Raw genomic sequence first — 12646 nt, forward strand, 5'->3', positions numbered from 1 at the left:
CCAGCCGGCGCCGGCCGGGTGTGTCGTCTTTGCGAGCGGATGTGTCGCCGTCGCGGCATCGAAACATCCGCTTACAGTTCGGCCGCGGCGGCGTGTTTGCGGGGGCGCTGCCGGCCGGCGATAGTGCGCCGCATGGTCGAAGACGCCCCCCGGATCCTGCTGGTCGACGACGACGAGCGCCTGCGCGAGCTGCTGCTGCGCTACCTGCAGACGCAGGGATTCGAGGCGCGCGGCGCCGGCAACGGCATGCAGATGCGCCAGGCGCTGGCCCGCGGCCACTACGACCTGATCGTGCTCGACCTGATGCTGCCCGGCGAGGACGGGCTGGACATCTGCCGGCGCCTGCGCGGCCAGGGCGATACCACGCCGATCGTGATGCTGACCGCGAAGGGCGACGAGATCGACCGCATCGTCGGGCTCGAGATCGGCGCCGACGACTACCTGCCCAAGCCGGTCAATCCGCGCGAACTGCTGGCGCGGATCCGCGCGGTGCTGCGGCGCGCACCGGGCGTGATGGCGGGCGCGCCGCAGCCCGATGGCGGGCAGGTCGTGTTCGGACGATTCCAGCTGGACCTGGCCACGCGCGAGTTGCGCCGCGAAGGCGAACCGCTGCGGATCACCTCCGGCGAGTTCGCCGTGCTCGCGGTGCTGGTGCGGCATGCGCGGCAACCGCTGAGCCGCGACCGGCTGATGAGCCTGGCGCGCGGCCGCGAACACGATGCGTTCGAGCGCAGCATCGATGTCGCCATCGCCCGCCTGCGCAAGCTGATCGAGGACGACCCGAAGCAGCCGCGGATCCTGCAGACGGTGTGGGGCGTGGGCTACGTGTTCGTGCCGCCGGAGGCGCCATGAACGCACCACGCTCGGTGTTCGCGCAACTGGCGCTGGTGATCGCGCTGGTGCTCGCCGGCGCGGCGACCTTGGCGCTGCTCCTGGGCCGCGAGTTCGCCGCGCGCCCGGCCACCGCGCAGCTGCTGCGCAATGTCGACGGCCTCGCCGACGCCGTGGAAGCGCTGGCCCGCGACGGCCGCCGCACGCAGGCGCTGCAACGGCTGAGCGCCGCCGGCATCGAACTGCGCGAGGACGCGCCCGCCGCGGTGCGCACGCGGCCGCTGGCGGTGATGCGCCGGTTCGAGGCGCGCGCGCGCGCGGTGCTGGGTCCGGAGCGCGACCTGCGCCTGGGCGACGGCGACGCCGGCAACGTGCTGTGGCTGCGGCTGGAGCTGTCGCCGCCGGTCTGGGTGGCGTTGGTGCACGATCGGCGCGGCGCCGGCGTGCGCCGGTTCTCGGCGTTGATGCTGGCAGGCTGCGTGCTGCTGGTCTGGGCCGCGGCCGCCCACTTCGCGCGGCGGCTGGTGCAGCCGTTGCGGCGACTGGCGGATGCGGCGCCGGCGCTGGTGCGCGGCGAGGATGCCGTGCCCGCGCTCGGGCCCGCGCCGGCAGAGGTGGTCGAACTCGCGCGCTCGCTCGGAGAGGCGAACCGCGAGGTGCGCGAGGCGGCGGAGGAGCGCATGGTGATGCTGGCCGGCATATCGCACGACCTGCGCACGCCGCTGACCCGGCTGCAGTACGCGCTGGCGCTGGTGCCGGACACCGATCGCGAGCTGCAGGCGGGCATGTACCGCGACATCGCCGAGATCGACGCGATCCTGTCGCAGTTCATCGCCTATGCGCGCGACGGTCGCGACGAGAACGTGGAGCTGGTCGACCTCGTGCAGGTCTGCCGCAACGCGCTGGCCGCCGGCGAGGGCGAGTGGGCGGTCGACCTGCCGGACTCGGCGCCGATCCACGGGCGGCCCATGGTGCTGCTGCGCGCGGTCGAGAACCTGGTGGTGAACGCCGGCCGCCACGGCGCGCCACCGCTGTCGCTGTCGCTGTCGCGCGACGGCGACGCCTGGTGCGTCGAGGTGGCCGATGCCGGCCCCGGCATTCCGGACGAACAGGTGCAGCGCGTGCAGCGGCCGTTCGTGCACGGCGATCGCGGCGGTTCCGGCCTGGGCCTGGCGATCGTCGCGCGCGTGGCGCGCCAGCACCACGGCGAACTGCGCCTGCTGTCGCAGGCCCCGCGCGGCCTGCGCGCGCAGATGCGCCTGCGCGGCGCCTGATCCCTCTCGACACTTGCAAGAAACTCCGATGAGACCCTCCCTGCCACTGGTCATCGCCGTCCTCGCCGCCGGGCTCGCGATGCTGGCCTCGGCCTGCGTACCCGTGGTCGCGCAGGGGTTTCGCGAACGGTTGCAGCGCGCGCGCGAAGCCTCGCTGCGTCCGGCCGCGCAGCCGCCGGCGTTGCCCGCGGGTGCGCGCCGGGTCGCCGACCTGGCGTACGGCGATGATCCGCGCCAGACCTTCGATGCCTACCTCCCGGCGCAGGCGCGCGGCGCGCCGGTCCTGCTGTTCGTGCACGGCGGCGGCTGGGCCCACGGCAACAAGGACAACCCCGGCAACATCCCGGACAAGGCCGGGTACTGGCTGCCGAAGGGCTACGTACTCGTCTCCACCAACTACCGCATGCGACCCGACACCACGCCGCTGGACCAGGCGCGCGACATCGCCCGCGCGCTGGCGGCGGTGCAGCGGCATGCGCCCGACTGGAACGCGGATCCTGCGCGCGTGGTGCTGATGGGCCATTCGGCGGGCGCGCACTTGGCGGCGCTGGTGGCGGCATCGCCCACGCTGTGGCGGCAAGCCGGTGCGTCGCGTCCGCTCGGCGTGGTGTCGCTAGACAGCGGCGCGCTGGACGTGCCGGACCTGATGCGACGCCCGCGCATCCCGCAGCTCTACCATCGCGCCTTCGGCGACGACCCCGACGACTGGATCGCCGCCTCCCCGCACCACCAGCTCACGCGCGAGGGCTCGCCGATGCTGCTGGTCTGCTCCACGCGCAGGCCCGATGCCTGCCCGCAGGGGCGGGCGATGCAGCAGAAAGCGTCGGCGCTGGGCGTGCGCATCGAGGTACTCGAGCAGGATCTCTCGCACGGCGAGGTCAACCGCCTGCTCGGCACGCGCTCGGACTACACCGAGGCGGTGGACCGGTTCATCCGGTCGCTGCCCGACTGACGTCCGGAACGTGGATTGCGACCGGCGGCGGGCGCGGGCGTGGGACGTGGCGGAATCCCTGCGTCGCCCGGGTAAGGCGAAGCCGCACCCGGGATGGGGCGCGGCGAGTGTGCCCGGACCCGGATGCGCCCTGCGGGCTTATCCGGGCTACGTGGTGGAATCCGGCGTCGCCCGGGCAAGGCGAAGCCGGACCCGGGATGGGGCGCGACGGGTGTGCCCGGACCCCGGATGCGCCCTGCGGGCTTATCCGGGCTACGTGGTGGAATCCGGCGTGCCCGGGCAAGGCGAAGCCGCACCCGGGATGGGGCGCGGCGGGTGTGCCCGGACCCCGGATGCGCCCTGCGGGCTTATCCGGGCTACGTGGTGGAATCCGGCGTGCCCGGGCAAGGCGAAGCCGCACCGGGAATGGGGCGCGACGGGCAGGCGCCTGTCCGGCGTCGCATGGCCGCGGCGCGGCCGGGTCTGTCATCCTTGCGTCGCAAATCCGGTCATGCGCCCTGTTGTCCTTGTCCCCCGCCCCGCCCCCGTCCGCTTTCCGTTTCGGCGCGTTCGAGCTCGACCTCGCGCGGCGTGAACTGCGCCGCGACGGTGCGACAGTGGACATGCCGGTGCGAATCTTCGAGTGCCTGGAATGCCTGGTCCTGCACCGGGACCGTGCCGTGGGCCGGGACGAGCTGCTGCAGGCGGTGTTCCACCGGACCGATGTCAGCGACGGCCAGCTGGCGCAGGTGATCCTGCGTGCGCGGCGTTGCGTCGACGACGACGGACATGCCCAGCACACGATCGGCACGGTGCCGCGTTTCGGCTTCCGCTGGATGGCGGCGACGCGTGCGGTCGAAGGCAGCGCGGATGCATCGGCGCCGGTGCCGGCTGAAGGGGACGAGGGCGCTGTCCCGCACGCGCATGCCGAGAAGAACGACAGCCTCGTCCCGCACGCGGACGACGCGATACAGACCCTGCAGCAGGAAGCCGGGGCCGCGCGGATGTCCCATGGCGCACCCGCGACGGGGGCAGGCCAGGTGGCGCAGGCCGGTCGCAAGCGCTGGATCGCGGCCGCCGCCATGGCGGTGGTGCTCGTCGCGGCGATGCTGACGTGGCTGCTGCGGCTGGAGTCCGTGTCCGCGCCCATCGCGTCCGCACCGGAAGCGGACGCCGTCACCATGATCCTGCCGCTGGCGATCGGGGACGGCGAGGACATCGCCTGGGCGCGGCTGGGACTGATGGACTACGTCGCCGATCGCATGCGCACGGCCGGACTCTCGGTGCCGCCGAGCGAAAGCACCCTGTCGCTGCTGGGCAACGCGGATGCGGAGCGCAGCGGCGACGACCTGCCCCGCCACCTCTCCGCGGCGACCGTGGTGACCGGCGCGGTCGAGCGCGCCGGCGACGGATGGCGCCTGCGCCTCGAAGCCGAGGGCGCCGACGGCGTGCGGCTCGAGGCCGAGGCCGAGGCCGCCGACCTGCTGTCCGCGGCGGCACTGGCGTGCGATCGCCTGCTGGCGGCGCTGGGACATGCCGCCCCGGGCGGCGGGGACGGCGTCGAACTGGCGCTCGAAGAACGTCTGCAGCGCGTCCGCGCCGCGTTCCTGGCCAACGAGCTGGCCACCGCGCGACGCATCCTCGAGGACGCCCCGCCCTCGCAGCTGTCGCAGCCGCAGCTGCGCTTCCGGCTGGCCCAGGTCGACTACCGCGCCGGCGAGCTGGACGCGGCCGAACGCGCGATCGACGCGCTGCTGCGCGACCCCGAGGCCGCGCGCGATCCGCTGTTCCGTGCGCGACTGCTGTCCTACCGCGGCGGGGCGCGGATCCGCCGCAACGCACTGCACGAAGCCGAACGCGATTTCAACCAGGCGGCCTCGGCCCTGGCCGGTCGCGAAGGCGACCTCGAGCACGGCAGCGTGCTGATGGGCCGCGCGGTGACGCGCGCCGCGCTCGGGCGCGAGGACGAGGCGATCGCCGATTTCGGCGCGGCGCGGATCCGGCTGCAGCGCGCCGGCGACCGCCTCGCCGTGGCGCGGGTCGACGCCAACCTGGGCGCGCTGGAACTCGGGCGCGGCCGCCCGGCGCAGGCGCTGGAGTACCTGGGCAACGCGCTCGCGGTCTTCGAGGGCTCGTCCGCGATGAACGAGCTGCAGGTCACGCGCTCGGCGATGTCCGCGGCGCACCTGTTGCGGCTGGATGCTGCGGCCGCGCTGGCGGTCAGCGACGAGGTGCAGGCCCTGCTGCCGCGCACCCCGGATCCGTCGCTGCGGCTGGCGGCCGCGCTCGACCGCGCCAACGCGCTGATCGCGCTCGGCCGCCTGTCCGAGGCGCGGCAGGTGCTCGACTCGCCGGACATCGCCGCCCGCAGCACGCCCCCGTACGAGCACCGCCGGGCGCAGACCCGGATCGAGCTTGCCTGGCGCAGCGGCGAGCCCGCCGCCGCGGTGGCGATCGCCGACGCGATCCTCGCCGACTGGACCCGCCCACCCGGCGACGCCCTGTACGACCACGTCCGCCTGCGTCGCGCCCAGGCCGCTCGCGCGGCCGATCTTCCCCCGGTGTCCGCCGCACGGGTAGAAACCCCGGAGCGACCGACCCCGGCCCTGCTGCTGGCGGACGCGGTCGAACGCGGCGACGCCGCCGGCGCCGAAGCTGAAGTCGGCCTGCGCGCCGCGCTCGCCGCCGCCGAGGCTCGCGGCGCGCCGGCGGAGATCGTCGAGGTGGTCGTCGTGCACGCGCCCTGGCTGCTGCGGCGCGGCCGCGCCCAGGATGCCGCCGCCCTGGTCGGGCGGATCGCACCCTGGCTGGACCGCTGCCACGACTGCGCCGTGCTGCAGCTGCAGCTCGCCGAGGCGCTGGGCGACAAGGCGCTGGCCGCGGACGCGCGTCGCGCGGCCGAACGCCTCGCCGGCGAACGTGCCCTGCCGCCCGCCGACGCCGCGCTGCCGCGGGCCGTCAGCGGCCAGTAACGCACCTGTCATCGATCGAGAATGCGCGGCGGCCGGCGTGGGGGGCACGATCCAGCGGTTCCGCGCGCCGCGCCGGCGCTGCCCCCGCGGCGCCGGCCGAGCCCCTGTCACTCCCAATCGAGGAGATCCTGCCGATGCCCCGACCCTCACTGCTTGGCCTGGCCTGCGCCGCCGCACTCGCCGCCGGCCCGTCCCTGGCCGCGATCCCGGTCGTCACCGACCTGGGCGCCGAGAACTTCGTCCAGGCCGTGTCCGACGACGGCGCGGTGGTGGTCGGGGTGCAGGTGCGCTTCGACGCCGATCCGGCCGGCAACGGCGTCACCCGCTGGACCGCGGCCGGCGGCACCCGGCTCATCGGCGGCCTCGCCAGCGGGCGTCCGGATGTCTCGGCCGACGGCCGCACCATCGGCGCCACGGTCATGGCCGACCGCCCGATCGCGGCGTTCTGGACCGAGGCCGGCGGCTGGAAGACGCTCGCCGAGCAGGACATGATCCCGCCGCTGCCGGGCTGGGAGACCCACGCCAGCGCGATCTCGGCCAACGGCGCGCGGCTGGCGGGCTACACGGTGCCGAGCCCGGTCGACTACTACCAGTACCGCGGCTTCAGCTACAACCCGGACGACGCGGTCGACCGCTGGGTCGACTTCGGCTGGGCGGAACTGCCGATGCTGCGCAAGGGCACCTATTCCGAGGCCACCGACACCTCCGACGACGGCCTGACCCAGGTCGGCATCTCCACTACCGGCTTCAGCAGCGCCTACCACGCGGTGATCTGGGAACAGGGCGACATCCGCCAGCTCCGCGACGGCAGCGGCACGGCTCTGGATGCCGGTACGCTGCGCTGCAATGCCGACTGCTCGGTCATCGCCGGCGGTGGCGGCGGCTACAGCGGCGACCAGCCGGTGCTGGCCTGGCGCTACCTGCGCAGCGACCGCGGCGACCGGGTGTGCCACTTCAATCCCCATCAGGGCGTGACGCGCACCGCGCTGCGCTACCAGTCCTACGCCACCAGCGCGTCGGGCAACGTCATCGCCGGCAGCTACTACTACGACGACGTGCCGCCCGGCGGCGGCTGGGCCCGCAACGTGGCCAAGGGCTTCCTGTGGATCGGCACCGAAACCGGCGGCACGATGCACGACCTGCAGACCTACCTGCGTGGCCTGGGCCAGCGCGCGCTCGACGATTGGCCCGAGGTGGAGGTCACCGGCATGTCCGCGAACGGCCGCTACCTGGTGGGTTGGGGGATCGACGCCAGCGAGACCGTGCGCGGCTGGCGCGTGGACTTCGGCGCGACGCCGCGGGCGACCGGGGGCCGCGCGGACTACACCGCGTGCCCGCCGCGGACCAAGCCGCCACGCACGCAGGCGCTCGTGGCCGCGGACGCGCCGGCGCGCGACCAGGCGCGCTACGAGGACAAGCCCTCGGGCGAATTCGGCACCGGCCGCGGCCAGCGCTATTTCGTCGAACCGCACGGCGCGCGCCTGCTCGGCGGCGCGCGCCGCGACCGGCTGCAGGCCCTGCTGCCGCTCGGCGGCGGACGCTACCTCGACCGCAGCAGCGGCATGCTGATCGCCTTCACCCGCGACCGCGCGGGCATGGTCACCGGCCTGCACGCGCGTCGCGGCACGGCGGGACCGGGCCTGCGCCTGCCGCGCAAGCCCGACTGAACGTCGCTCCCGGCGTGCGTGGAGCCGCGCGGGTCGCCGTGAGGCCGACCCCGCGCTACGGGGCGGGTCCTGCGTAGCCCGGGTAAGGCGAAGCCGCACCCGGGTCGGCGCGCGAGGGGCAGGCCTTGGCGCTCGGACCGCCGGACGGCGAACGTGACCTGGCCGTCCGGCGCGCACGTTCGCGCGCTAGGCGCCCAGGTGGCCGCTGGCCAGGTAGTCCGCGCCCTGCATCTCGACCAGCCGCGATGCGGTGCGCTCGAACGCGGCGCCCAGGCGTTCGCCGGCATACAGCGCGTGCGGCGCGGCATCGGCGGTGCAGACCAGGTTGACGTGGCGGTCGTACAGCTCGTCGACCAGGGTGACGAAACGCCGCGCCGCGTCGTCGCGCGTGGCGTCCAGCACCGGGATCCCGCCCAGCAGCACGGTGTGGAACTCGCGCGCGATCTCGATGTAGTCGGTGGCGCCGCGCGGGCCTTCGCACAGCGCGTCGAAATCGAACCAGGCCATGTCCTGGCAGCGCGCGCGCACGGGAATGCGGCGGCCGTCGATCTCGATCCCGGCCTCGCGATGGGCATCGTCGCCGCCCAGTTCGCGCCAGCGCGAGTCCAGCCAGGCATCCGATTCGGCGTCCAGCGGCGCGCGGTAGACGGGCGAGCGGGTCAGCGCGCGCAGACGGTAGTCGGTGGGGCTGTCCAGGTGCACCACCTGGCAGTGGCGGCGGATCAGTTCGATCGCCGGCAGGAACCGCGCGCGCTGCAGGCCATCCTTGTACAGGTCGGGCGGATCGACGTTGGAGGTGGTCACCAGCACGATGCCCTCGGCGAACATGCGCTCGAGCAGCCGCGCCAGGATCATCGCGTCGCCGATGTCGCTGACGAAGAACTCGTCGAGCACCAGCACCCGCAGTCGCGCACGCCAGTCGCGCGCGATCGTCGCCAGCGGGTCGCGTTCGCCCGAATGCGTGCGCAGCAGCGCGTGCACGCGGCGCATGAAGCGGTGGAAATGGGTACGGCGCTTGCCGGGCGGGCCGTCCGCCGGCCGGCCGCCGGCCAGCGCTTCGCCGCGGATCTCCGTCAGCGGCAATCCGGCATAGAACAGGTCGACCAGGAAGGTCTTGCCGCGTCCCACCCCACCCCACAGGTACAGGCCGTCCGGCGCGGCCGGCGTCTTGCGGCCGCGCAGGCGGTCGAACAGGCCCTGGCGCGGCGCCGGTTGCAGCAGGGCGGCGTGCAGGCGGTCGAGCGCGTGCAGCGCGGCGTGCTGCGCCGGATCGTCCTGCCAGTCGCCGCGTTCGATCCCGGCGCGGTAGCGTTGCGACGGCGCAGCCGCCGGGGTGGCGTCATCCATCCGCGACGGGCAGGTAGGCGCGCACGCCGTGCTTGATCGCGCCGCGCAGGTCGATCAGCTTGCGGTGGAAGAAGTGGCTGGTGTCGGGCATGCGCACCAGTTCGGCCTGGGCGCGAGTGCGCTCGAGCCAGTCGTAGACCGCCTGCGGATCGACGATCTCGTCGTTCTCGCCCTGGATCACCAGCCAGGGCATGGTCGGCAGTTCGATGTCGTCGAAGTCCCAGCGCCCGGCCGGCGGCGCGATCGACAGCAGCAGGGCCGGTTGCAGTCCGGCCGCCGCGCGCAGCGTCACGTAGGCGCCGAAGCTGAAGCCCGCCAGCCACAGCGCCGCCTCCGGGCGCTGCGCCCGCACCCAGGCGGCGACCGCGCGCAGATCCTCGAGCTCGCCGTCGCCCTGGTCGAATTCGCCTTCGGAGTGGCCGGTGCCGCGGAAGTTGAAGCGCACCGTGGTCGCGCCCAGCTCGCGCAGGCTGCGCGCGGCCATGGTCACCACCTTGTTGTGCATCGTGCCGCCCTCGGTCGGCAGCGGGTGGCAGACGATCGCCACCAGCGGCAGCGCCGCGACATCGTCGTCGGGCGCGTCGACCGCGACTTCCAGCATGCCCGCCGGACCCGGCAGCAGCAGGGTCCCGGCATCGGCGGGAAAGGCGGGGAGGGACGGCATGGTCCGCATGATACCGGCCGGCCTGCTGCAGGACGCCGGGCTTGACAGCCCTGCTAGTGTTACAAGATAACAATTCAAGAGGTCGACCCCATGAAATCGCCTCCGGGCTCCCTGCTGGACGCCTCGGCCATCGGCCTGTCGGGCCTGTGCCTGGCCCATTGCCTGTTGCTGCCGGCCACGGCGGCGCTGCTGCCCGCGCTCCCGGCCGCGGCCGGCGCCGAATGGCTGCACCTGCTGCTGGTCGCGATCGCCCTGCCGCTGGCGGCGGTGGCACTGGCGCGCGCGCACCGGCAGCGCCCGTTGCCCGTCGGCCTCTGGTGGCTGGCCGCGGCAGGCCTGTCGGGCCTGCTGGCCGGGGCCATCGGCTGGCCGACGCCGGCGCTGGAAACGCCGTCGACCGTCGTCGGCGGCGTGTTGCTGGCCACCGCACATGGCTGGAACTGGCGTCGACGGCCGCATCCGGCCTGCGGTTGAGGGGGAGCTCCCTGGGCGGGTCTGCCCTGCCCGCTACAGGTCCAGCCCTACCAGCAGCGGATCGTGGTCCGAGCTGCGCCAGGGCGTTGCCGCACGATCGCGGGCATTCCCGGCGCGATGGCCGACGTTCGGCTCATCGGCGTTGCTGTGCCATACCGCCGCGCCCGCCAGCCGGGCCGCCAGCGCGGGACTGAGCAGGGCATGGTCGAGCCGCCCGACCTGGCCGCCGTAGACGTAGCTGTAGGCACCGTCCACCTTCGCCACGGCCATCGCGTCCTGCCAGCCCTGCTCACGCAACAGGCGCATGGGATCTTCCTGTGCGTAGGCATTGAAATCGCCGACGATGGCGAGCAGATCGCTGCCGGTTCCGGTAGGGTCCCGCTCCAGCCAGGCCAGCAGCCGGCGCGCCGATTCGACCCGGGTCGCGTTCCAGCAGGCCTGGCCGTCGCCCTGGTCGCGGTCGGCGCCCTCGGCTTCCCTGCAGCCCTTGGACTTGAAGTGGTTGGCCACGACCACGAAGGCCGGGCCGTCGTCGCGACCGGCCGCGACCGGTACGAACCCCTGCGCCAGCGGCACCCGGCTGTGCGCGCGGAACGGGCCGTCTTCCAGCATCGCCGGCCGGCCTGCCTGCCGCAGCCGCGACGCCCGGTAGAGCAGTCCGACGCGGATCGCGTCGCCGCCCGGACCGCGGCCGCTGTCGACGAAGCGCCAGTCGCCGCCGCCGGCGTTGAGCGCGTCCACCAGCTGGGCGATGCTCGATTCCGGCCCGTAGCCGTCGTTCTCCAGCTCCATCAGCGCGGCCACATGCGGATCGAGCGCGCGGATCGTCGCCACGAGGCGGCCCAGCTGGGCCTCGAGCTGCGCCGGCGTCCGCGCGCCGCGTTCGGTGGGAAAGCCGCCGCCGCGGCCATCGCCGTTGAACAGGTTCTGCAGGTTGAACGCGGCCACGCGCACCGTGCCTGCCACGGTGGGCGGCACCGGGCGCGGTGCCGGTTCGATCCGGGGCGCCGCGGTCAGCTGCAGCCGGTACTCGCCCCAGCGCTGGTCGACGATACCCTCGGCGCCGTTCACCCGGCTGCCCGAGCGCGGCGGCGGCCGGCCTTCGAGGTACCAGACCTCGCGCGGGTCTTCCTGTGCCATCGCATCGTCGAGCAGCAGCCGGCGGCGGGCGTTGTCGGCCGCGATGCGGTCCGCGCCGGCGCCGGGCGCGGCGAGTTCGGTCGGGGCGAACAGGCGCCCGTCGAAACTCGCGTGCAGCACGCCGCGACGCGACAGCTCGTGCTGGCCGTCGAGGGTCAGCGGTGCGTCGACGCGCACGCGCATCCCCTCGTAGCGCTCCCAGTCGTCAGGCGCGGCGGCGAGCACCACCGGCGCCACCTCGCCGCGACCCAGCACCTCGACGCCGTCGGCCTGCAGCGTGGTCAGGGCGCCACGGGCGCGGTCGCCGTGTTCGACCACCCGCCCGCGCACGCGCACCCGGTCGCCCGCCCGCAGTTCCGGCGGCTCGTCGGCGACCACGAACAGCGCGTCGGAGGTGGCCGCATCGCCGTCGCCCGCGTCCTGTACGAACCAGCCGCCGAGGTGGCGTGCGAAGTTGCCGGTGACCACGCCCTCGATCGCCACGGTCCGGTCGAGCAGGGGACTGGTGGCGCCATCGCCCTGCACCTGGCCGATCGCCACGATGCCGTCGGGGCGCGGTGCGGCCGATGGTTCCGAAGGCGGCGTCTCGCAACCCGCGAGCAGGCCGGCCAGCAGCAGGGCAGCCGGCCACAGGACGGTCGAAGACAGGACGATCGACGGGAGGCGCGGAGCGGGGACAGGCATGCGTGTTTCCGGATTCGCGGGACGCGGAAACGACAACGCCGCCCGGAGGCGGCGTCGCGGGACCGCGGTGGCGGCCAGCTTACTGCAGGTTGTCGAGCATCCAGTCGACCGTGGCCTGCACCTGCTCGTCGGTCAGCGCGGGGTTGCCGCCCTTGGCCGGCATCACCCCGGCATTGCCGGTGAAGCCCTCGATCGAATGCCGGTACAGCGTGTCCTTGCCCTGGGCGATGCGCGCCGCCCACTGCGCGGTGACCAGGGTCGGTGCGCCGCCGGCCCCCGAGCCGTGGCAACCCGAGCACAGGTTCTGGTACACCACCGAGCCGTCCAGCGTGCCGCCGTAGGCGACCTGCGAGGCGGCGGCGGCGGCGGCGGCGGTCGCGGCGGCGGCCTGCGCGGCCGCGCCGGTGCTGCCGGCATAGACCGCGCCGGCCGGTGCGATCCGGTACTCGGTGCGCTTGGCGGCGGCCGGGTCGACCTCCGGCGGCAGCGCGCGGTGCAGGAAGGCCGCGCCGACGATCAGGCCCAGCGTGACCAGCACCAGGAAGCCGATCACCATCGAAAAGCGCTTGAGGAACTCGAGGTCGTAATTGCGCACGAAAACACCCTTGGCACGCGGCCGACGGACCGCAGCTAGCGCGGAAGTATAAACGCCAAACCCCGCC

Annotated in this window: 10 protein-coding genes; 6 read left to right on the forward strand and 4 right to left on the reverse strand. The window is 74.1% G+C overall.

All coding sequences use genetic code 11. From position 1 onward, the window contains the following. Positions 1-132: 132 nt before the first annotated feature. The 5 genes from ompR (at position 133) to JMO03_RS17455 (ending at position 7675) form a co-directional block, all read left to right on the forward strand. A complete protein-coding gene (gene ompR, locus JMO03_RS17435) occupies positions 133-852 on the forward strand; it encodes an osmolarity response regulator transcription factor OmpR (protein WP_202845023.1) in 720 nt (239 codons plus the stop codon). Beyond that, on the forward strand, positions 849-2105 hold the full coding sequence (locus JMO03_RS17440; protein ID WP_202845024.1) for an ATP-binding protein: 1257 nt from the start codon (positions 849-851) through the stop codon (positions 2103-2105). Before ompR ends, JMO03_RS17440 begins: the two co-directional genes overlap by 4 nt. Positions 2106-2133: 28 nt before the next feature. Further along, complete coding sequence (locus tag JMO03_RS17445; protein WP_202845025.1) at positions 2134-3057, forward strand: alpha/beta hydrolase; 924 nt, start codon at positions 2134-2136, stop codon at positions 3055-3057. Positions 3058-3563: 506 nt separating this feature from the next. Beyond that, positions 3564-6008, forward strand: coding sequence for a winged helix-turn-helix domain-containing protein (locus JMO03_RS17450; RefSeq protein ID WP_202845026.1), 2445 nt, complete (start codon positions 3564-3566; stop codon positions 6006-6008). Between the two features lie 134 nt (positions 6009-6142). Then, on the forward strand, positions 6143-7675 hold the full coding sequence (locus tag JMO03_RS17455) for a hypothetical protein (protein WP_202845027.1): 1533 nt from the start codon (positions 6143-6145) through the stop codon (positions 7673-7675). A 186-nt stretch (positions 7676-7861) separates the two neighbouring features. Here JMO03_RS17455 and zapE read toward each other — a convergent pair whose 3' ends face one another. Then, entirely contained in the window at positions 7862-9022 is a 1161-nt protein-coding gene (gene zapE, locus JMO03_RS17460; protein ID WP_202845028.1) for a cell division protein ZapE, read from the reverse strand. Continuing rightward, the gene (locus JMO03_RS17465) at positions 9015-9686 is read right to left on the reverse strand and encodes an alpha/beta hydrolase (protein ID WP_202845029.1); all 672 of its coding nucleotides are present in this window, start codon (positions 9684-9686) and stop codon (positions 9015-9017) included. Before JMO03_RS17465 ends, zapE begins: the two co-directional genes overlap by 8 nt. Positions 9687-9776: 90 nt before the next feature. On the opposite strand from JMO03_RS17465, the gene JMO03_RS17470 reads away from it, so the two are divergent. Continuing rightward, positions 9777-10160, forward strand: coding sequence for a MerC family mercury resistance protein (locus JMO03_RS17470; protein WP_202845030.1), 384 nt, complete (start codon positions 9777-9779; stop codon positions 10158-10160). A gap of 33 nt (positions 10161-10193) precedes the next feature. Here JMO03_RS17470 and JMO03_RS17475 read toward each other — a convergent pair whose 3' ends face one another. After that, positions 10194-11984 (reverse strand): ExeM/NucH family extracellular endonuclease, encoded by a 1791-nt coding sequence (locus tag JMO03_RS17475; RefSeq protein WP_202845031.1) that lies wholly within the window; start codon positions 11982-11984, stop codon positions 10194-10196. A 79-nt stretch (positions 11985-12063) separates the two neighbouring features. Beyond that, entirely contained in the window at positions 12064-12579 is a 516-nt protein-coding gene (locus tag JMO03_RS17480) for a c-type cytochrome (RefSeq protein ID WP_202845032.1), read from the reverse strand. Positions 12580-12646 lie beyond the last annotated feature (67 nt).

The sequence above is a fragment of the Luteimonas saliphila genome, assembly GCF_016774335.1.
Classification (GTDB): Bacteria; Pseudomonadota; Gammaproteobacteria; order Xanthomonadales; family Xanthomonadaceae; genus Luteimonas; species Luteimonas saliphila.